This window comes from Paenibacillus sp. BGI2013 (assembly GCF_002843485.1).
In the GTDB taxonomy this organism is placed as follows: domain Bacteria; phylum Bacillota; class Bacilli; order Paenibacillales; family Paenibacillaceae; genus Paenibacillus; species Paenibacillus amylolyticus.
In genome coordinates this window covers 37,739-59,183 of sequence record NZ_PJFA01000024.1, presented here as the reverse complement: position 1 = coordinate 59,183, position 21,445 = coordinate 37,739, and the positions used below count along the sequence as shown (strand labels likewise).

Here is a 21,445-nt window from a genome sequence, read left to right as displayed (position 1 = left end):
GAGAACTGTTTTTGTTACGAGGTCCTAGCCCCTAAAACCGCCACGTTCTCCCGGCTTCCCCCATCGTAAAACGACCACAAAAAAAGGCCAACCAGTAATTACTGGCTAACCTGACAATACGAAAAACAGCCCAATCAAATTGGACTGTCGCAAGATGAAACTCTTTATGCCGCTTTACTAACTGTCGCTGGTTGTTCCATTTTGGACCAGTTCACGGTTTTTTCAAGAACCAGTGAAACCAATACCCCTATGACGAGACCATTACTTATGATCGGAATGAGGTACATGGGCAAAGTTTGAAAGGCCTCCGCAGGAATATTCATGACCGCAACTCCCGTGAGGACCGGCAACGCTACACGATAGATCGTTTTAGAATTAAACGTCGTACCTTCAAGCGTTCTAAGTGCCGTGCCAAACATCTGAAGATAAGCCACGAACAAAACCGCACTGCCGACGCTTGGTGGTATTTGTGCAAAAAATGCTGTCACTGAAGGTGTAAGACCTATCACACATAACATCCCCGCTCCAATAATCAAGGCAGCACGACGCAGAATGCGAGTACTCTCCAGGAACCCGATCGATGATGCAAATAAACCAAAGGGCAGCACACCTACACAGGCTGACAACATCGTGAACAGACCCGTTAGCGCATAGGAATGCCTATACTGACGACTTGTTGTTTCTGTCCGGTATAGTTTCTCAACTGTGCTTAATGTGGTGATCGAATTCGTCATGTTCACCAGTCCCACGAAAAATGCAGTAATGACAATACCCGGTTCCCATCTGGGCGCTCCCCACGGAAACAGTTCGAGACCAGCCGGGGCCTGATTCGGCTGTCCGCTATGTTGTCCAGGAAACAATAGACTATAAGCGATCCAGCCTGCCACAATCCCAATCAGGATCGCGTAGTTCCCCAGCTTCCCCCTGCCCTTTAATTGAATCCATGCCACCAAAAATGCAATGACAACGGACAATGCGGCAACAGGCAGATCGAATCGACCAAACTCCGTATATCCAATCATACCTTTGAAAAAATTCATGGTTAATTGAATCGTCATTAAGAACAACATGGCACTCTTCACCATAGGTGTGAACAGCTTTTGCAGCACTTGCGCTGCTCCCAGCCAACCCAGAATCACCATCGTTAATCCCGCTAACAGAAAACCTGCAGCCAGCCCACCGCCAATACGCTCCATACTCATACCGGCCGATGAAGCAGATACCGTCAAACTTAGCGTCAATCCCCACCATAATCCTGACGGACCATCCATAATCGCATATCGATGACCAAATACGGCTTGAAGAATACACACTGCTCCGGTAAGGATAAATGCGTGCTGCATGGAGGCAGCGATGGCATCCGGAGACAGATGAAAATTATGTCCAATGGATAGCGGAACAACAACGGTATTGGTAAACAGGAAGAAAAACCACTGTATACCTGCCAAAATCAGTGAAGATACGTCCTTCATATTCTTTTGTAAAAAATGCTCTTGATGTCTGTTCATTCGTTTGGAATATCCTTTCACTGTTCTGTATCATAAATGTATAGCCTTTTCAGACTTGGGTTAATAGTCGTTCCATCTCGGTATACCGATGCCGGTTCGCATGTGCAAGCGGTGTAATCCCGTCCCGATCCGCAATCTTTGGATCTGCACCATATTGTAAAAGCAAGGCAACAATCTGCTGGTGACGCGGCCCACCATCTCCCAAAATGACCGCTTCCAGCAAGGCTGTCCACCCCAGGTTGTTGATATGGTTCACATCCACATCACTGCGTGTCAGCAGAAGCTCCACAATGTCCACGTGGCCCCGATCCGCTGCTGGGATAAGGGCTGTGCCGCCAAAACGATTCGTTAACCTCGTATCTGCACCTGCTGTGATCGCCAATTCGACCATGTCATACATACCCTCAGCACTCGCGTATAACAGCAGGTTGTCCAATCGTGCATCCCGAAGATTAATGTCGGCTCCGGCGTCCACTAACATCCTTGCCGTGTCTATCTTGTTACCGTGCACCGCAGCCAGCAGAGGTGTTCGCCCCAATGCATCCCGTTCATTCAACCGGCTACCCTGTTGTGTGATAAATCGAATGACCTCATCGGTATGGCCCGCTTGAGCAGCATCATGTATTGTTCTAACCACGTTGTTTTATCCTCCAATTCAAGGTCTTTCTCATGCAGTAATATTCATATAGAAACCAAACCCTGTTAGTCAGGTATGCAAATCTAATGTATGGTAACATAAGATCGTAGTATATTAAAAATACATGTTTTGTTGCCTTTCCATATGAATTACATATACATTGCAGGCGAAGGAGAACAACCACTTGGATATCAAACAATGTCGCTATTTCATTGCCATTGCTGAGGAGAAACAGATTACAGCCGCAGCTCGAAGACTGCACATGGCTCAGCCACCCTTAAGTCAGCAACTAAAGTTAATGGAGGAAGAGCTTGGCGTAATTTTGTTTGAACGCAAAGGACGTATGATGGAACTAACGCAGGCGGGTCGCAGCTTCTATGATTATGCGGTTACCTTGACCAAATATATGGAGGAAGCTGTAATGGAGATGCAAAGTTTCCGTCACGGCATACGGGGCAAACTCGCCATCGGCATCAATACCATATCGGATCGCCTGATCCCGCAAGCACTGCAACAGTTTCGCACCACCCACCCACAGGTTACCTATAAAATTCAACAAAATGAATCTGCGCAATTATGCCGATTGCTGGAAGATGGCAAAGTTGAACTTGCCTGTGTACGCATGCCTGTCCAGACTGAACGTTATGAGGTTCTGCATCTGCCACAGGAACCCCTTTTCTACATTTCTTCAACACCGCTTGATAGTCCGACAGAGATGGGACCAGGAGTGGAGATGGGGACTTATTTTGAGCAGCTTACAGGTATCCCTCTACTGCTTCCAAGCACAGAAGGACTCGGTATGTTCGAGCTAATTTTGGACAAGTTTCGGGAGCATCAGGTTACCCCCTCCATCATGGGTGAGTGCTCAGACATTAATATGTTGCTCGAGCTGGTCCGACTCGGCTTTGCCAGTTCCATCGTGCCTCACACGGTACTACAGCTATATCACGAGCACCCATTTCACGTATATCGCATTCAGGACCAGCATTCCACGGTTGGCTCGGCGCTGGTCTGGCTGCAGAACCGCTATCTGTCCAAGCCTGCACAACATTTTGTGCAATTGGTTCAGGGGATGCTTTCCGTGTAAAAGGCTATAAGCAAAAAAACAGCAGCTTTACCGGATTACATTCCAGTGAAGCTGCTGTTTCATTTTTATGGTTAAGCTTTAGCTGTGAACAACAAGTCTTTTTCTTTGATCGTAGTGCGACCAGCAGACTCGATCGACTCATACTGATGCATATTTGTAATAATGACTGGTGTAATCGTTGTGTAACCGGCTTTTTCGATCTGTTCCCGGTCAAACTCCATCAGTACATCACCTACAGCAACCTTCGCACCTGCTTGAACTTTAGGAGAGAAGAATTGACCTTTCAGCTTCACGGTATCAATCCCGATATGAATCAACATCTCTGCGCCTGTATCACTTACCAGACCAATGGCATGTCCACTCTTCGATAACGAGAACACGGTTCCGTTGATCGGAGATACGACGCGACCTTCAGATGGTTGAATCGCGAATCCTTTACCCATAATCTCTTCAGAGAACGCAGGGTCTGGCACTTCGCTCAGCGGTTTAACTTCACCTGTGATCGGGCTGAATACTTGCTCATCTTGTGCTTTTGCTTCTTCAGTTACAGCAGCAGAAGTTGTTGCTGCTGGTGTTGCCGGCTCTGCTGCTGGTGCAGCTACTGGCTCCGATGCATTTTCTTCTTGGAAGCCCAAGATATACGTAATGATTGCTGCCGCTACGATGGCAATCAAACCACCAACCAAAGCATAAATCAATGTGCTAATTGCTGGACTGACAAATGCCGCAATACTCGGCAGACCTGCAAGTCCTGTAATAACATACGATTTAACATTGAAGATTCCCATGAATGCACCAGCAATAGCACCCCCGCTGAGAGCTGCGATAAATGGTTTTTTGAACTTCATGTTGATACCATACATCGCTGGTTCCGTGATCCCCATAATAGCCGTAAGACCTGTGGAATAGGCCAGGGATTTGGTTTTGCTATTTCTCGATCTGAGACCTACACCAAATGCTGCACCACCTTGTGCCAAGTTAGCTGCAAACATCAGTGGAATAATAAAGTCGTAACCCAGTGTTGTCATTGAACCAACAACGATTGGCAGCAACGCATAGTGCATACCTGTAATGATCAGCAGTGACATCGTACCACCAATCAGGATACTTGCGAAGATGGACATGTTGTCGAACAACCATGAAATACCACCGGACAAACCATTACCAAGAACCGTACCCAATGGACCTACTGTCATCAACGTCAGTGGAACCATAATTAACAAGGTAACTGTTGGAACAATGAGTAACTTAAGTGAAGCATGTATAACACGATCAACGGCTTTCTCTACATATGAAGCAATCCAAACGGCCAGAACAATCGGAATAACTGTAGAAGAATACGTTGCCGCTATGACTGTAATCCCCATAAAGGATGAATTGTGACCATCGGCCAGCAATGCTGTAATGGTCGGGTGCATAATGCCCGCAGCAAGCGCCGCGGCAATATACATATTACTACCCAGCTTACGTGCAGCACTGATCGCCAGAATGATTGGCAGGAAGTAGAAGGCACCGTCACCAATTGCCGACAAAATGATATAGGTTGAACTAGTATCGGACAACCATCCAAGTGCGACAAGGATAGCCACGATCCCTTTGATCATACCTGCACCCGTAATTGCAGGCAGGATTGGTGTAAACATACCTGAGATGAAGTCGAACAGCGCACTTATTGGATTTCTCTTTTTCTTCTCCCCAGTTGAAGCGCTTGAGGTTGCATTATCTGCGTTTGGTGATTTGGACATGTTGCCAACGAGTGCGTTATACACGATAGGCACATCGTTACCGATGATAACCTGGAACTGTCCACCATTCTCCATCACGCCCATAACGCCTGGTGTATTTTTCAGCGTCGCTTTGTCCGCTTTTTGGTTGTCATTCAGGTTAAATCTGAGTCTTGTCATACAGTGAGTGACTTGATCGATATTCTCTTCCCCACCAACAAGCTTCAAAATGTCCTTGGACAATTGTTGTTTATCCATTGTGTTTTGCTCCTTTTATGTGTAATGAAGGTTAAAAAAAAACCTAAACACTGAATAATGACAAAGCAGAAAAGCTTATCATTATTCAACGTTTAGGTTTTGCCTTTTTAGCAGTAACAATCCCAACTTTATTCAATTGTTTGTTCATTTCTGACAATCCGTTCAATATGAATGGTCAGATACAGTATTTCTTCCTTGGACAATACCCGATTATAGATCTTACGCGTATAGTCACTGATCCTTACAGCACATGCATGTGCTTCCGGATACTGCTTGCTCACTAAGTCATGAAGCGGATTATCTACTTCTTTATCTTCAATCGCCGTTCCTTGCAACACACGTTGAGCAAAGAACTTCAGATGAGTTAAAAATCGATAATAACTCAATGAATCTTCATCAAGTTCAATCACAAAGCTACGTCTTACGATGTTAAGTATGTCCTTAACGATGTTCGTAATACTAATCGTTTCCCTCATCTCACCGTTCATCTGGGCGTTAACCAGATGCATTGCAATGAATGCGCATTCGTCTTCGGGTAGCAGGACACCTAACGTTTCCTCAATAATCTGTAGCGCCTTGAGTCCAATGGCATATTCCTTCCGGTACATGCGCTTGATCTCCCAGAACAATGCGTTACGGATCTGCAATCCTTGACGATGTCGATCAATGGCAAAATGAATATGATCCGTCAGTGAAATGTAGATGCTCTCATGCAGCTTCTCACCTAACACCGTCTCGGCATAACGGATAATCTCATCCGAGCACTCGACATATTCAACCGGGATATCAGACAGAAGCGTTTTGAGTTTCTGTGATACTTCCTTACTTTCAAGCGAGAATATTTTTTCGACGAGACTCTCGTCAATCGATTCACCAGTATGCTTTTTGAAGGCAATTCCACGTCCCATAACGACCAGTTCGTTTCCTCCCGGATCAATTACGGTAACTACGTTGTTGTTCAGCACCTTCTCAATTTTCATTTCTCCACATCACCTTGCACCGTCAAAGTAGTAAAAGGCAAAACCAAAGCAGGTCACGAAATATGCCCCGCCTCTGGTTTTGCCTGATTGAACAGTAACAATCCAGTATTCATTAGCCTTAGGCCAATCTTACCATATAATTATCCATATGACAATGTTTTTGTGAAAGCGGTTAATGTGCGTTAATGTGACATCAAAAGGTGCTTGCACAACTATGCTTATAGAACTAGTATTTACTCGTTGTTGTTCTTAAGACTTGTGCCATTTGTACTAATAACTTCCTTGTACCAATGGAATGATTTTTTCTTGTAACGATCCAATGTTCCTGAACCGTCATTGTTGCGGTCTACATAGATGAAACCATAACGTTTCTTCATCTCTGCTGTTGAAGCACTTACCAGGTCAATACAGCCCCATGACGTATAACCCATCACTTCTACGCCATCCTCAAGAGCTTCGCCAACCTGTACCAGATGGTCATTCAAGTATTGAATACGGTAATCATCGTTCACCGTTTTATTTCCATTTTCGTCCGTAATCAGCTCATCGACTGCGCCCAGACCATTTTCGACAATAAACAATGGTTTTTGATAACGGTCCCAGTATTTGTTCAAGGTTACGCGCAGTCCTTGCGGATCGATCTGCCAGCCCCACTCACTCGCTTTCAGATAAGGGTTTTGCACACCTGCGAACAGGTTTCCTTTGCCTTCGATACGTTTCTCGGGATCACCAGTCTCACAGATACTTACATAATAACTGAACGAGATAAAGTCTACGGTATGCTTCAGAATTTCAGCATCGCCATCTTCAAACTTAATATTGATATTATTCGCTTTGAAATAACGATTAATGTATTTCGGATAATAACCACGTGCATGGATATCAGCAAAGATATCATTGCGTTGTTCCGCATGCATCGCTGCAACCACATCATCCGGATTCGGAGTCAACGGATACGTAGGCATACTCAGTACCATACAGCCGATTTTGGCTTCAGGCATAATTTCATGTCCCAGTTTTACAGCTAACGCACTGGCTACCAATTCATGATGGATCGCTTGGTACAGATCCTGTTTGGACAGTTCTGCTTTTGGCGTATAGATGCCGCCACTCATGAATGGCTCTTCCAGAATGGAGTTGATTTCGTTGAACGTCAGCCAGTATTTAACTTTGCCTTTGAAACGGTTGAAAAGAACTGTTACATAACGCTCGTAGAAATCGATCATTTTACGGTTAACCCAGCCATCATATGTTTTGGACAAATGCAGCGGTGTCTCATAGTGAGAGATCGTTACGAGTGGTTCAATCCCGTATTTGTGACACTCATCGAACAGGTCATCGTAGAATTGCAGACCCTTCTCATTTGGCTCCAATTCATCACCTTTAGGGAAGATACGGGACCAAGCGATTGATGTACGGAACACTTTGAAGCCCATTTCAGCAAACAGTTTAACATCCTCTTTGTAGCGGTTGTAGAAATCGATACCGATCAGTTTCAGGTTATCTTCTGTAGGTGCTTCCGTTCTAGGCGTTGTAATCCCGTGTGGCATTACATCTTGAACAGACAGACCTTTGCCATCTGTATTATAAGCTCCTTCAAGTTGGTTGGCTGCTACAGCGCCGCCCCATAGGAAGTCTTTCGGAAATGGTGTAGTCATATCAATCATTCCTCTCATTATTTATCATTATTAAGTTGGTTATTGAACTTAGTTTGTTGGCAATTGTTCCAATCGTTGCAGAATCAGCTCCAGCTGAGCACCTGTAACCGACTTCGATGAATCAAATTGATCTTTGGACATACCAGACATAATACCGGCTTTGGCACTATTTTGAACGGCTTCATAAGCCCAATGCTTATCATTCAAATCCTTGAACAATACTACAGTTGACTCGTCTGCATCATTCCAGCCGCGACTCGTCAAAATATGGTCTACGATCACTGCCATCTGTGCACGTGTTACTTCCTCTCCCGAGGCAAATATCTGATTGCTGACACCTTTCATCAATCCTGCCTTGGTCACTGTTGCGATGGCCTGACGAGCCCATTCAGGAGCAGAATCTGTGTACGGGTAAGCAGATTCGGATACTTCAGGAAGATTTAACTTGTCGGCAAGCACGAGGGCGATCTGCGCTCTTGTCACAGGCTCAGTTGGTTTTGTTCCATGTTCTATGTTACCTCCATCCTGTTCCCCTGAAGTACCTTTGCTTAGTTGGAACAGGTCGGCAAGTACTTCTTTGTTGTCAAAAGCCGGTACCCACGACCAATGCTTCATGCCACCGTACAGTCTTTGGCTATCCATGTATGCATCGTCATACAGCGTCATATTGACATGCTTGGCTCCAAGCTCAGTCAAAGCCTGATAAGCCAAAGAGCTTGTCCGGCTATCAGTGGTTGGATCATTTTTGGCATGCATAATCCATACTGGGACATCCACAATATCTTTCAGTTCTTTTTTGAATGCTTCTACAGATCCGGTGTAATCCGCTACCGTATCCTTGGCCGCTACAATAATCGCTCCAGCAAACAGATCGGGATATTGTGTCAAGAAACGGAAGGCACCACCACCGCCACTGGAAACACCAGACAGATAGATCCGATTCGGATCAACTTCACCTTCAGCAACCAGCTTCTGAATCAACTCATACTGCGCCACGAAGTACGCCTGCATCTGGGCCAGTTGCTCCGGGTTATCATAGATTTTGAAGCTGTAATTCTCAGGATACTGTACGGCCAGTACGGAAGTATCATACCCCGATTCCGTCCAGACTACAGCTCCACGATTTGCAGTAAGATGGCTGCGCCCGTCCGTACCAACTTCGCCACCACCATGGAGCCATACCATGAGCGGCTTCGGTTCTTCGGACGTGCTTCGTTTCAGTTGATAGGACAAGTTCGCACCATTACTGCCTGTAAATTGTCCTTTTTCAAACTCATCGACCGTACGCGTTTTGACTACATTTACATTTTTATCGTCAAAAGAAAGTTCAGGATACGCCTTGCTTGTGACTGCAAATGCTGACTTAAATCCACCTGGATATTTAAAAGGCTTTACCGCCATATGGATGGTATGATCCGTAATTGTCAATTTTATTCCGTCATCTTCATACTCATTCTGTATGATCTCTTCCGCTTCATTTAAAGGATAGCCATCATAATTGCCAGTAATTTCGAAGTCTGAGGCTTTCAGATTCTGATATTTCTCCGGATTCGCTATAGTAATGTCAAAGGATTCTACCATCTCTCCAGGATCACCAACATAGGTATTGGCCTGGATTCGAGTAACCTGGTTGCTTTCCGCACCAACGGTTGCTGGCCAGATCACACTCAGACTTAGTGTCAGGGCAAGCATCCATCCCATACTTTTTGTGTTCATGTTCCATCTTTTCAAAAGATATCCCTCCATATGTAATGTTTGCAGCACATAAAAAAGCGGACAAACGCTAATCAGCAGGCCCTCAGGAACATTAAATTCCATTAAACACTAACTGTTATATCAGGTTTGCCCGCTCAGAAAACGTGAGAACTACAGTTGCTCACCATTACTGGAGATTACGTTTTTGTACCAGTCGAATGAATCCTTTTTGGAACGTTTGAGTGTTCCGTTACCTTCGTCATCCAGATCCACGTAGATGAAACCATAACGTTTGGACATTTCGGAAGTGGACATGCTCACAAGGTCAATCGGGCCCCATGCTGTAAATCCAATCAGATCGACGCCATCTTTGATGGCTTCTTTCATTTGTTCAATGTGTTTTTTCAGGTAATCCACACGATAGGAGTCATGGATCGAACCGTCTTCTTCAACACGGTCATATGCACCCAGACCATTTTCTACGATGAACAATGGTTTCTGGTAACGATCCCAGAAGTTGTTCAAGGTTACGCGCAGACCGATCGGATCGATCTCCCAGCCCCAGTCGGATGCTTCCAGATAAGGGTTTTTCACGCCGCCAGTCAGGTTACCCGATGTTTCTTCCTTGTCTGCAGATGCAGATTTGGTTACGGACATGTAGTAGCTGAAGGAGATGAAATCAACGGTATTGTTCAGCAAGATCTCGTCATCGCCTGCTTCTTTTTGGATCACGATGTCGTTTTCTTCAAAATAACGAGCCATGTAGTTCGGGTATTTACCACGAGCATGCATGTCCGTGAAGAAGAGGTTAATCTGATTCTCGTGTTGAGCCAGACGAACATCTACCGGATTACATGTTGCTGCATAAGTTTCCATACGAGCAAGCATACAACCCACTTGGGAACCAGGCATAATCTCGTGAGCAAGCTTCGTTACCAATGCACTTGCTACAAATTGGTGATGCAGCGCTTGATAAGTGGTTTGCAGTTTGTTGTCCACTTTATCGATCAGAATGCCGCCGCCAGTGTATGGGCTGAACAGCATGACGTTAATTTCATTAAACGTCAGCCAGTATTTCACTTTATTTTTATAACGGTTGAACACCGTTTCTGCATACCGAACATAGTGCTGGATTACTTCACGGCCAGCCCAGCCGTTATATTTTTGCGTCAAGCCAAGCGGTGTCTCATAGTGAGACAATGTAACGAGCGGCTCGATGCCATATTTCAACAATTCGTCAAATACTTCATCATAGAATTTCAAGCCTGCTTCATTTGGCTCTTGATCATAACCGTTCGGGAAAATACGTGCCCAGTGAATGGACAAACGGAATACTTTGAAGCCCATTTCAGCGAACAATGCAATATCTTCTCTAAAGTGATGGTAGAAATCGATACCAAAACGTTTCGGGAAACGTTCTTCAAATTTGCCGGAGAGGATCTCTTCGATTCGGGAAGAGGAAATTTCCATAGCATGTCCGCCTGTACGCTTCTCTTTGGGAACATGAGCGATCATGTCCGCTGTGGAGAGGCCTTTGCCGTCCTTATCGAATGCACCCTCCAATTGATTGGCAGCCGTAGCGCCGCCCCATAGGAAGTTTTCGGGGAATCCTTTTTTTGCCGTGGTCATGAACAACAACCTCTTTTCGAAATTTATTTTGGTTTTTCCAGGTAAAAAATGGTGTGATTTAGAGCAGAAAACAAGAAAAACCTAAACTCAAGGTAAAATAGCACCAAAAAAAGGAGCTTTCATTTCACCATCAGTTTAGGTTTTGCCTGTCTTCACAGTTACAATCCATCAAAAGATGTTATTGCATATTCTGTTGTGTTTGCTCTTGTAATGTAAGCGTAACATATCTATTTTGCAAAATCAACTTCACTGGATCATATGATCGTTCGCACACTCTCACCATCGAAAAAATTAACGTGGCATACGCATAATGGCCGCCCTTAATGCCTGCGCTCCTTCCTCCGTTTCCAGGTAAACAGCGGGACTTTGGTCCCCTAAAGCCGGGATATCTTTCGCTATCCATTCAAAAACGTACTCCCCCACTTTAAATAGATACCTTTCATACTCATGTAATTTCACTCCCTGAATTGCAATTAATAACACCCAAGTCCTATCTGACACAATTCATCCTTAAGCCGCTTGAATCCGTTTCTGTAACAGGTAGACTTAATTTTAAATGTTTTTCGGGGGAAAGAACAGTCAAGGAGGATTCAATAATGACTCAGGAAGAAAACACATCTGGTTGGGATGCGATTGATCAATCCATGCGTGAATTGTATGGGGAACAAGAGCCAAAACACTACGGCACTGCCCTTCCGTATATTCTTGGAGGTCCCGATCCACTCGATGGCATTAGCGTTTATGCTGTCGATGACCCTATGCCTCACTGGCATTTTGTTACCTACGGTTTCTCTGAATTGTATGAAAAAGAGATGCAGGATGCATCCAAGAGCGGGTATGGTTTTGAGCTCACCTTTCGTCTTACACGCAGTGAAGCAGAGACTGATCCGCCAGCCTGGGCGCTGAATCTGCTACAGAATGTAGGACGTTACGTGTTCAACAGCGGAAATATCTTTCAGCCAGGAGATTACATGGACGCCAATGGCCCCATCTGTCTGGAATCCGATACTTTGCTGACTGCTCTCTCGTTTATTGAAGATCCGGACCTACCCGCGGTCTCAACGCCTAATGGTTCAGTGCAATTTATTCAGATGGTTGGCATTACAGGTCGGGAACTGGAAATGATTCAAAGTTGGAATGCTCATGGCTTCCTGTCTGCCTCCTCCATGTTCATGCCCAAATATGTGACGGATCTGATGAGAAATTCGTACGCAGATATTCCTTCGGTTATACAAGCGGTTGAGGATGGAATGGAACAGGACGGGTCCAGCACAGCGTTTTTATTCATACAACAACTGGCTTGGGAATCTCCTCGCAAAAAATTGCTGCAAAAATCGGTTCCTGCCAAACTCCAGCTTGGAGCCAAACAAGCCGTATTAGTTGGCACCATCCTTCGTAGCCGAATTTCGAAAGGTGCCTCTCTATCCTTGATCGGACCGGATACTAATATTCTGTTCGAAGCAGGAGAACATCCAGCCGTATTGGAGTCGGACAGACAAGTTACCCTGACGGTGAACAAACAAATTGTTAAGGAGCTGGCAGAGAATCTTCGTCCGGTTGAAGGGACATTTGAGATAACTTCATTGGATCATATTCTCGTTCAGATTGTTAGAACAGAAATCAAGGACCAGGAAGGACACGTAATTCAAACGATTGGATGAGAACTGTGCAGCAAGGAGGAAACAACATGCCTGCCATTACATTTGCCACACGACACGAAGAGTCCCCGACTTGCTCGCACGCAGCAGGAACGGCTCCGTTCGACTATTTACCAAAATCCAGTCTGGACAGGCTTCGTAAAATCAATCATTTCCTGATTCATGCATTCCAAAACAGTATCTCGGTTATTCAAGAGAATTTAACGGGCACTTATCTTTTTCTACTCACAGATAGCAACGGTGTGCTCCTCTCGATGAATTATAGTTCAGATCTTAAAGCTGTAGTAGAACATTCCCCCATTCGTCCGGGCATGTTCTTCACTGCACAGAGCTGTGGAGTTAACGCCATATCTGTAACGATGGACAGCAACGAGCCTGTAGTGCTGTTGCCCGAGCAGCATGAAAGTCCTTATTTTCAAAGCTGGCATTGTTACGCCGCACCTCTGTTCATGGGATCCCAACATGTCGGTTATCTGGATGTGTCCACCATTAATGCAGATATGCAAGGTGAACTGATTGCCATTGCCAAGTTAATTCCAGCGTACATGCAGAACTGTTGCCAGAGTCAACAGACTGCTGAAGTGTGCGACAAACCGGCGGTGGAGTTCACCGAGCGTCAGTTAACCATTCTGGAGATGATAGCCGGAGGCCTCACGGTAAAAGCCATTGCTTTGAAATTAAAGATCAAGGAATGCACCGTGAATCATCACAAAAAAGTGATTTTTAACAAATTAGGTGTGCAATCCAGCACAGAAGCTGTTTCAATTGCCAGCCGAATGTCTTATGTATAGAAGACCCCTATAGATTCCTATAGGTAGTATATGAGAACGTTTGTGCTACAATTTAGGAAGCAGGCAACATGTAGAGAGAGAAACAAACACACACATTTCAGGAGGGTAATATGACAATTCCAAAAAAAGCTTCTTTATTCGCCATGCTCATTATGATTATGCTGGTTGCAGCCGCTTGCGGTGACAAAGCAGATAACACAGCCGCAACAGAAGAGCCTACCCCGACAGAAACAACGACAGGTACTGATTCTGATACAGCCAATACAGAAGAAACAGAGAACACAGAACCAGCAAGCGAAGAGTCCAAGGAAACTGATAATTCACAAGACGTTGAGTTGGGGACTACGAAAAAAGGTTCTTACACCAATGACTATTTTGGCGTATCTCTGAAATTTCCGGAAGCTTGGGAGTTCCAGGATGCTGCAGGCATGAATGAGCTGACAAGTGCTTCATCCGAAGCGATTGCTGGTGATGATGAAACAAAGAAAAAACAAATTGAACTGTCTCAGACCAAAACATTGAATCTGCTTATGGCTTCAAAGTATCCATTAGATGCAGGCCAAGTTGGTCCTTCCACAATTGCGGTTGCTGAGAAAGTAAGCTTGTTGCAAGGCATTCGTACAGGTAAAGACTACCTGGAAGCAACCAAAAAATTCATGGTGGATAGCCAGTTCCCTTACGATTATAAGGAAATGACAACGGAAACCATCGGTGGTAAAGAGATGGATCTGATGCAAATCACGATGGATCCAGGTGACGGTTCAACCGTTACTCAAGATTACTATAGTACAATTATTGAAGGATATGCTTTCAACTTCATATTCACTTACGTGGATGATAAGACCAAAGCCGAGATTGATACCATCAAGAAATCGGTTCAATTCAAATAATCGCTTTTGATTACTGCCATTGTACGAAGAACATATAACTCAACCCCGATAACGATCTGTGGAGATCATCGTCGGGGTTCTTTTGTCGTTGAAACAGACTATATATTTCACTATCTAACTAGATATGGCTACCCAGTGCCCTTCCGTGACTTCTACCCACTTGGAATGTTCGAGATTATAACGGTCCTCTACTTCAACATTCTCTCTTGTTGTTTCTTTCACAACATGTCTCTTTTTCTTCTTCGCTTCTACCGCCGGATCAGGCACGGGAATAGCAGATAGCAAAGCCTTGGTGTAGGCATGTTGCGGGTTGGAATAGAGTTCTTCACTCTCTGCCAGCTCCACAATTTTCCCATTATACATCACAGCCACTCGGTCACTGATATGTTTAACCATGGACAAGTCATGCGCGATGAAGAGATACGTCAATCCGAGTCGCTGCTGCAACTCTTCAAGCAATTGTACGATTTGAGCCTGTATCGACACATCCAGTGCAGACAACGGCTCATCACATACGATGAATTCAGGTTCCACAGCCAGAGCTCGTGCAATACCGATCCGCTGTCTCTGTCCACCCGAGAATTCATGTGGATAACGCTGCGCATGGGTAGGATCAAGACCCACCATCTCCAGTAGTTCCTCTACCCGCTTCTCCCGCTGAGATGCTGTACCTGCAAGTTGATGAATATCAAGGGCTTCTCCAATGATATCCATAATCCTCATTTTGGGATTCAGAGATGCATAAGGGTCCTGGAAAATAATCTGCATATGTCTGCGCATCGTTTTCATCTCCGAAGCTGACAAGCGATTGAGCGGGACTCCTTTAAACAGTACATCTCCACCTGTTGGCTCATGCAACCGCAGAATGGCTCGCCCCGTGGTTGATTTTCCGCTACCGGATTCCCCTACAACGCCAAGCGTCTCTCCTTGACGAATATGAAAACTGATATCATTAACAGCCTTTAAGGTATTGCCTTTCCCCAGATTAAAATGTTGTCTGAGTGATTTCACCTCAAGCAACGGCTGATCATCCTCGAGATCTCTCTGGACCAACGATACCGGTTTCGGCTTTTTCTTCTGATCCAAGCGTGGTAATGCATTCAGAAGCCTAATCGTATACGGGTGTTTGGGATTAGCAAAAATCTCTGTTGTTGTCCCGGTTTCCACAATCTGTCCTTCTTTCATAACAACAACCCGATCACACATGCCTGCTACTACGCCCAAATCATGCGTGATCAGGATAATCGATGTGCCCAGTTGGTCCTGCATATCTTTCATCAAATTAAGAATTTGTGCCTGAATCGTAACGTCAAGTGCGGTTGTCGGCTCATCGGCAATGAGCAATTCAGGACGACAAGCAAGTGCAATACCGATCATGACCCGCTGACGCATGCCTCCGGAGAATTCGTGTGGATATTGGTTGTAGCGTATTTCACTACGAGTTATCCCCACCCGCTCCATCATGGCAATTGCCTGTTTCTTGGCTTCCCTTTTGGACACCTTCTGGTGTTTGATGAGACTCTCTGAGATCTGTTTACCCACTTTAATAGTCGGATTAAGAGAACTCATCGGGTCCTGAAAGATCATACCAATATCACGCCCACGTATGCTCTCCATCTCTTTCTGCGTTTTATTCGCCAGATCGACCCCTTTGAACAGAATCTCTCCCTTTTTCATCTGCGAAGGCGGCGATGCAAGCAGCCTCATAATGGAACGTGCTGTTACACTTTTTCCGCTGCCCGATTCGCCTACAATACCCAGCGTCTCGCCTTTGCGCACTTCAAAACTCACTCCTCGCACTGCATGAAACTCACTCTCTCCAGAATGAAAAGAGACCGATAGATCATTAACTTTCAATAAAGGTTCCATATCATCACCAGCTCTCATCCGTTTTTCCCATTTACTCATCTCATATGTATACCATTTAATTCCTTGACAATTGTTTAGACCCTAAATAATATATACTATATCAATCGGAATAATGCAATTTAAACCTGAATGAAAGGAGGCACGCTTGGTTTGAATCTTGCAGAAAGCAGCAGACTCTCGCGGTTGGTGCACAATTTAAGTTTTATTTATGGCAAAATGCTGCTTCATCCTTCCTACCGATATGTTCTGTTCATTCTTGGATTACCGATCAATCTGGTCGTGTTTCTAATATGGCGTTCGAATCGAAAAAATGACGGCTGGGTAGCTGCCAGGCAGGCGGCTGAGCAAGAACTACTCACTTCTTCCTACAGGAACAAGCTGAAGTTGGAAGTGGAAGATCAGCTGCGACGCAAACATCGTTTTTTCCAGCAGCAGGTCAGTGAGGAAGAATTCAGACGTCAGACCGAGGAATGGTTGGAAGAAACGGTTCAGAAAGAGTTGAAGGAGCGGACTTCTCGCATACTTCAGGAACAGGGAAGTCAACGTCTTACAATGGCCGATACATTCCACACCCTTATCGACAAACCGTGGTTTTTCGCGATATCCATTATTCCTGGCTGTTTGATGTATGGCATCCTCTTTTTGTATGGAAATCCTTATCTAAAGTACATATTTGAAAGAATACTGATGACGGTATTTGTCATTCTGGGCGTAGCCACACTCGTATTTACGATTTTGTATCTGTCTCCGTTCAACCCGGCAGCTAACATTCTCGGAGAGACAGCAACGCAGGAACAGATTGCAGCATTCAATCAGGTGTATGGCTTGGATCAGCCTTATCTTACACAGCTCTGGAACAATATTAAGGGAGTTGCTCTCTTCGACCTTGGCAAGTCTTTTGCAGGAAATGAAGACGTAACAGCAACGATTGCAAGGAAGTTTCCAATTACATTGACGCTGGCGGTTATCTCCCTGCTGCTAGCACTCGTCATCGCATTGCCCATCGGTATCATCTCAGCGATTAAGCCTAATTCATGGTTCGATTATACGTTTATGTTCATCGCTCTGATTGGATTATCGATCCCGAATTTCTGGCAAGGACTTATTTTCATTCTGAACTTTTCGATCAAATTACAGTGGCTTCCCGCCACCTTCAACCCGCAGAACTGGCTGTCGATCATTATGCCAATCATTGTGCTGGGCACAGGACTTACGGCTGCGGTGGCACGGATGACCCGGTCTTCTACACTGGAAGTCATTCATGAGGATTATGTGATGACCGCCCGCGCCAAGGGGTTAAGCGAACGTCAGGTCATGCTGAAACACGCTGTACGTAATGCATTGATTCCAATCGTAACTGTGGTTGGACTTCAATTCGGAGCCATGCTTGGCGGGGCAGCAGTGACGGAGAAAGTGTTTAATATCAGCGGTCTCGGCAGCTATATTGTGGATAAACAATTCATCCCCGATATTCCGAGTATCATGGGCGGAGTAATCTACACAGCAATTACGATCTCCATTATCAATGTAGCGGTTGATCTGCTGTACGCTTTTATTGATCCAAGAGTGCGCTCCAAGATGAAACAATATTAAAGTGTGTGTTGAACTACCTCTTAAAGCAGGTGTATTATGACAAACTCGTCCTTAACACAAGAAATGCGTTTCCGGCTTAAGTCTTCTCGAGAATACAGTCAGGCAAGCTTCGCCTGGATCACGTCCCTTCTCTTGACTGCCTTGTTGCTGTTCAACAGTTATGACTGGAGCGGGCAGACGTTCAAACCATTTCTGCTAACGATACTTGGGATCTATGTATTCTTCACACTGGTCCAAAGTGTCATCACCCTTCGGATTCGAAAAGACTTGATCCGTACAGGTACGATCTCTACTTTGACCCGCAGGTTAGCCTGGGTTCAGCTACTTGCCATCATTTCTGGCAACATATTTATCGTAACGGCAGCCTTTCATCTGATTCGAAAAGCCAGGAATGTGGAGTACACCTTTGCGGTATATATGCTGTTAACCCAGCTGTTCGTCATCGGTGTATCTGCGTTAAATGTTTTCAAACCCTATGTGGCTGACAACTTTCTGCCAGCTATGGCGGTGCTCATATTTATTCTGGTCATCGACCTGGTCGTACTGATTATCGTATCCCGATATAACGCGACCTCTATCCTCCCTCGCTGGATGATCGGTGTCAGTGTAGTACTGATTCTGACCTCAATCACAGGTAATGTATTTGCCCTATTGCTCGGCATTTCCATTATTGGGCGCATTCGCAGACAGGGGAAACAAAAATCAAACTTCTGGAATGATCTGTGGGAGCGACTTGCTCCGAATATGACTGCCATGTCCGGTTTGTTTTTTATCATTTTTCTGTTCTCGATATCGATTTGCAGCTTCTTTACTTTTGATTACAGCATGGCTGTGGAAAACAACTACTCCGCTCTGCTTCAACCCCCTTCCCTTGCGTATCCCTTGGGAACGGACGACTTCGGACGATGTTTATTTTCCCGGATTGTATTTGGTGCCCGGATCTCCTTAATCGTAGGTTGCATGTCGACCATCATTCCTGTGTTGATCGGTGGAGTCCTCGGAGCATTCTCCGGTTTCTACGGAAGGCATACGGATAACATCATCATGCGGCTGCTGGATATTCTCTATGCGATTCCGGGAATTCTGCTCGCCATTGCCATTATTGCGGCGTTTGGAGCCAATACGGTCAATCTTATTCTGGCGCTGAGTCTGGGTTCGATCCCAACTTACGCCCGTACCATGAGAGCCAGTGTGCTCTATGTATCTACTTTTGAATTTGTGGAAGCTGCACGTGCACTGGGGTACAACAATCGTACGATTATTTTCAAACACATTATTCCCAACTCCCTTGCGCCCATGATTATCAAGTCCACACTCACGATTGGTGGAGCGGTTATCGCTACCAGCAGTTTGAGTTATCTGGGACTCGGCGTGGAGCCGCATATTCCGGAATGGGGTAACATTCTGAAGCTCGGCAGTACATACCTGGAGACCCACTCTTATCTGGCGATTTATCCAGGCTTGGCTATTATTCTGCTGGTTCTTTCGTTTAACTTTCTCGGTGACGGTCTGCGTGATGCGCTTGATCCCAAGCTGGAAAAGGCATAACTGATTCGTCGTTGAAATGAATGATATAGAAAAAAGAAATCACACATCACACATTCAAGATATGGAGGGTAATCCCATGAAAAAACGTACACTGATCTCATTACTATTAATTCTCGTCATTGTGATTTCCGGCTGCAGCGTAAAAACGAAAACTGAATCCCAGGCGGAGACCGCACCAGCGGACGCAACAGAAACTGCACAAAAACCGGCAGACATTGAACTGCTCGCCATGAGTTCTTCCGAAAATGATGTAAACATTGTCCGCGACCAACTGACTAAAAACGGCTTCAATGTGAAGCTGAACCTGCAGCCGGATTACGGTAGCTTCAAATCCCAGCAGGATGCAGGGAATTATGACATTGCCTTGTCCAGCTGGACAACGGTAACGGGAAATCCCGATTATGCGGTGCGTTCCCTTTTCAAAACAGGTGGAGATTACAGTATCCTTGCGGATGGGGAACTTGATAAACTCATCGATCAGGCAGCTACTCAAACTCCGGATGAGTACAAAGACACGTACAAACAATTGGAAGATCGCTTGGTAACGGATCAGGCGTATATCGCTCCTTTGTACATTTCCCTGAAAAGTCAGGCTGTGAACCAAGGCATTCTGAATGTCGACACCGTTCGTCTCTCCAAATCCCGCGCCATGGCTTGGGAACCGATTGAGTTCAAGGACAGCTCCAAAAATGCCAAAGATCCGTTGATTCTGACGCAAAGTGCATCCGTACTGACTTCCCTTGATCCGATCAAAGGAAACGACGGTTCCATCAACCAATTGAACACCAATATGTATGTACGTCTCGTTAACTTGACGGATGACGATCAGCTAACAGCAGAAGGATCATTGTCCCATAACTTCAGTATTGCTGAAGGAAATTCCGACTACTACTTCATTCTCAGAGACGATATCAACTTTGCGAAGATTGATAACAAAAAAGCTGTAGATACAGGAGAACGTGTCGGTGCAGATGATGTGATCTTCTCCCTGGATCGTGCTAAAAATAAAGATTCCGTTTCAGATCACCGGACGTACAGTCTGCATGAACACATCAAAGAAGCTGAGGTTGTAACGGATCTGAGTGCATTACAATCCATCAAACAATCCAGCGGTAACGGCACAATCCTCGAAGCATTGGAACAAGGATTAGGCAGCAAAATTACAGAACTCGTGACGGACAAAACCAAAGCAGATAATAACGCAGGTAAATATCAGGTCGTTAAACTGACCACAACTGAACCTTTCCCGCAAGTTCTGAACTACCTAGCTCACCAATCTGCGGGTATCGTGTCCAAAAAACAGGTGGAGAGCATCAACACATATGATGTAGCTTCCTTTGACGTCAACAAAGATATTCCTTACGGTGATCAGAACACCGTGACTGAAGGCGCAGCATACAATAACACCCTTTATACTAGCGGACCTTATATTTTGTCTTATAAAAATGACTATGAAGGTGTATTCTTAAAAAATCCGGCTTACCGTAAAGGCACGGAAGATGAGCCAAAAATTTCTCAGGTTAACGTCCGATTCATCGCGGATGCAGACAGCGCCCTCTCTGCTCTTCGCAGCAGTGAAATTCACTTATACTACGGTGTACCTGAAACCAAGTATGACATCATCGAAAATGACAGCAAACTGAAACTGCAAAGTCTGCCAAGTAACGCTGTCTCCTATCTGTTGTTCAACACGGCCAATCGTGAAGTTGCCAAGAGCAGTGACCTGAGAAAAGCCGTGCTGTACTCCATTAATCAGGATGAGATTTTGAGTTTCTACAAGAACAACAAACTTAAAGCATACTCTACAGTAAGCCCGCTCGTTCAGACCGGGAATGAATTGAAAGCTGATCCTGCAAAAGTAAAAGAATTCTTGAGTAACTACAACGCCTCCAAGTAAACGCATAACAAAAAAAGGTTGTC

At 45.1% G+C, this 21,445-nt stretch carries 16 protein-coding genes; 7 read left to right on the top strand and 9 right to left on the bottom strand.

The features are described 5' to 3' along the window. Positions 1-164: 164 nt before the first annotated feature. Both CXK86_RS30860 and CXK86_RS30855 read right to left on the bottom strand, forming a co-directional pair. Positions 165-1,508 (bottom strand): uracil/xanthine transporter, encoded by a 1,344-nt coding sequence (locus tag CXK86_RS30860; RefSeq protein ID WP_257468256.1) that lies wholly within the window; start codon positions 1,506-1,508, stop codon positions 165-167. Positions 1,509-1,557: 49 nt separating this feature from the next. After that, positions 1,558-2,145 carry an ankyrin repeat domain-containing protein gene (locus CXK86_RS30855; RefSeq protein ID WP_101315079.1) on the bottom strand — a complete coding sequence of 196 codons (588 nt, stop codon included), beginning with the start codon at positions 2,143-2,145 and terminating at the stop codon, positions 1,558-1,560. Positions 2,146-2,329: 184 nt separating this feature from the next. Between CXK86_RS30855 and CXK86_RS30850 the strand changes: the two genes are divergently transcribed. Next, complete coding sequence (locus tag CXK86_RS30850; protein WP_101315078.1) at positions 2,330-3,232, top strand: LysR family transcriptional regulator; 903 nt, start codon at positions 2,330-2,332, stop codon at positions 3,230-3,232. Between the two features lie 71 nt (positions 3,233-3,303). Here CXK86_RS30850 and CXK86_RS30845 read toward each other — a convergent pair whose 3' ends face one another. The 6 genes from CXK86_RS30845 to CXK86_RS33100 all read right to left on the bottom strand — a co-directional run bounded on the left by CXK86_RS30845 (position 3,304) and on the right by CXK86_RS33100 (position 11,599). Continuing rightward, positions 3,304-5,214, bottom strand: coding sequence for a beta-glucoside-specific PTS transporter subunit IIABC (locus tag CXK86_RS30845; RefSeq protein WP_076252801.1), 1,911 nt, complete (start codon positions 5,212-5,214; stop codon positions 3,304-3,306). Between the two features lie 128 nt (positions 5,215-5,342). Then, positions 5,343-6,194 (bottom strand): BglG family transcription antiterminator LicT, encoded by an 852-nt coding sequence (gene licT / locus CXK86_RS30840; protein ID WP_036617363.1) that lies wholly within the window; start codon positions 6,192-6,194, stop codon positions 5,343-5,345. Between the two features lie 233 nt (positions 6,195-6,427). Next, a complete protein-coding gene (locus tag CXK86_RS30835) occupies positions 6,428-7,852 on the bottom strand; it encodes a glycoside hydrolase family 1 protein (RefSeq protein WP_076252802.1) in 1,425 nt (474 codons plus the stop codon). Between the two features lie 48 nt (positions 7,853-7,900). Further along, positions 7,901-9,583 carry an S-layer homology domain-containing protein gene (locus tag CXK86_RS30830; RefSeq protein ID WP_180361904.1) on the bottom strand — a complete coding sequence of 561 codons (1,683 nt, stop codon included), beginning with the start codon at positions 9,581-9,583 and terminating at the stop codon, positions 7,901-7,903. 135 nt (positions 9,584-9,718) lie between these two features. After that, positions 9,719-11,176: a glycoside hydrolase family 1 protein gene (locus tag CXK86_RS30825; RefSeq protein ID WP_036668687.1), complete on the bottom strand. Its 1,458-nt coding sequence runs from the start codon at positions 11,174-11,176 to the stop codon at positions 9,719-9,721. Between the two features lie 291 nt (positions 11,177-11,467). Continuing rightward, positions 11,468-11,599 carry an antitoxin Xre/MbcA/ParS toxin-binding domain-containing protein gene (locus CXK86_RS33100; RefSeq protein ID WP_373888087.1) on the bottom strand — a complete coding sequence of 44 codons (132 nt, stop codon included), beginning with the start codon at positions 11,597-11,599 and terminating at the stop codon, positions 11,468-11,470. A 173-nt stretch (positions 11,600-11,772) separates the two neighbouring features. Here CXK86_RS33100 and CXK86_RS30815 point away from each other — a divergent pair, with 173 nt between their 5' ends. The 3 genes from CXK86_RS30815 to CXK86_RS30805 all read left to right on the top strand — a co-directional run bounded on the left by CXK86_RS30815 (position 11,773) and on the right by CXK86_RS30805 (position 14,515). Continuing rightward, positions 11,773-12,837, top strand: coding sequence for a suppressor of fused domain protein (locus CXK86_RS30815; protein ID WP_101315075.1), 1,065 nt, complete (start codon positions 11,773-11,775; stop codon positions 12,835-12,837). Between the two features lie 26 nt (positions 12,838-12,863). Beyond that, entirely contained in the window at positions 12,864-13,625 is a 762-nt protein-coding gene (locus CXK86_RS30810; RefSeq protein WP_101315074.1) for a LuxR C-terminal-related transcriptional regulator, read from the top strand. Between the two features lie 110 nt (positions 13,626-13,735). After that, on the top strand, positions 13,736-14,515 hold the full coding sequence (locus CXK86_RS30805) for a hypothetical protein (protein ID WP_101315073.1): 780 nt from the start codon (positions 13,736-13,738) through the stop codon (positions 14,513-14,515). A gap of 114 nt (positions 14,516-14,629) precedes the next feature. On the opposite strand, the gene CXK86_RS30800 is transcribed toward CXK86_RS30805, so the two are convergent. Then, positions 14,630-16,384: an ABC transporter ATP-binding protein gene (locus CXK86_RS30800; RefSeq protein ID WP_306821967.1), complete on the bottom strand. Its 1,755-nt coding sequence runs from the start codon at positions 16,382-16,384 to the stop codon at positions 14,630-14,632. Positions 16,385-16,534: 150 nt separating this feature from the next. On the opposite strand from CXK86_RS30800, the gene CXK86_RS30795 reads away from it, so the two are divergent. The 3 genes from CXK86_RS30795 to CXK86_RS30785 all read left to right on the top strand — a co-directional run bounded on the left by CXK86_RS30795 (position 16,535) and on the right by CXK86_RS30785 (position 21,422). Next, positions 16,535-17,977 carry an ABC transporter permease gene (locus CXK86_RS30795; RefSeq protein WP_257468253.1) on the top strand — a complete coding sequence of 481 codons (1,443 nt, stop codon included), beginning with the start codon at positions 16,535-16,537 and terminating at the stop codon, positions 17,975-17,977. Between the two features lie 36 nt (positions 17,978-18,013). Beyond that, the gene (locus tag CXK86_RS30790; protein ID WP_076328215.1) at positions 18,014-19,525 is read left to right on the top strand and encodes an ABC transporter permease; all 1,512 of its coding nucleotides are present in this window, start codon (positions 18,014-18,016) and stop codon (positions 19,523-19,525) included. A 76-nt stretch (positions 19,526-19,601) separates the two neighbouring features. Next, entirely contained in the window at positions 19,602-21,422 is a 1,821-nt protein-coding gene (locus tag CXK86_RS30785; RefSeq protein ID WP_101315070.1) for an ABC transporter substrate-binding protein, read from the top strand. Positions 21,423-21,445 lie beyond the last annotated feature (23 nt).

Excerpts from the sequence above, each read along its gene's own strand:
- CXK86_RS30860 (WP_257468256.1), bottom strand. The coding sequence starts at position 1,508 with ATGAACAGACATCAAGAGCATTTTTTACAAAAGAATATGAAGGACGTA.
- CXK86_RS30845 (WP_076252801.1), bottom strand. The coding sequence starts at position 5,214 with ATGGATAAACAACAATTGTCCAAGGACATTTTGAAGCTTGTTGGTGGG.
- CXK86_RS30790 (WP_076328215.1), top strand. The coding sequence starts at position 18,014 with ATGACAAACTCGTCCTTAACACAAGAAATGCGTTTCCGGCTTAAGTCT.
- CXK86_RS30835 (WP_076252802.1), bottom strand. The coding sequence starts at position 7,852 with ATGACTACACCATTTCCGAAAGACTTCCTATGGGGCGGCGCTGTAGCA.
- CXK86_RS30810 (WP_101315074.1), top strand. The coding sequence starts at position 12,864 with ATGCCTGCCATTACATTTGCCACACGACACGAAGAGTCCCCGACTTGC.
- CXK86_RS30805 (WP_101315073.1), top strand. The coding sequence starts at position 13,736 with ATGACAATTCCAAAAAAAGCTTCTTTATTCGCCATGCTCATTATGATT.
- CXK86_RS30825 (WP_036668687.1), bottom strand. The coding sequence starts at position 11,176 with ATGACCACGGCAAAAAAAGGATTCCCCGAAAACTTCCTATGGGGCGGC.
- licT (WP_036617363.1), bottom strand. The coding sequence starts at position 6,194 with ATGAAAATTGAGAAGGTGCTGAACAACAACGTAGTTACCGTAATTGAT.
- CXK86_RS30785 (WP_101315070.1), top strand. The coding sequence starts at position 19,602 with ATGAAAAAACGTACACTGATCTCATTACTATTAATTCTCGTCATTGTG.
- CXK86_RS30800 (WP_306821967.1), bottom strand. The coding sequence starts at position 16,384 with ATGGAACCTTTATTGAAAGTTAATGATCTATCGGTCTCTTTTCATTCT.
- CXK86_RS30815 (WP_101315075.1), top strand. The coding sequence starts at position 11,773 with ATGACTCAGGAAGAAAACACATCTGGTTGGGATGCGATTGATCAATCC.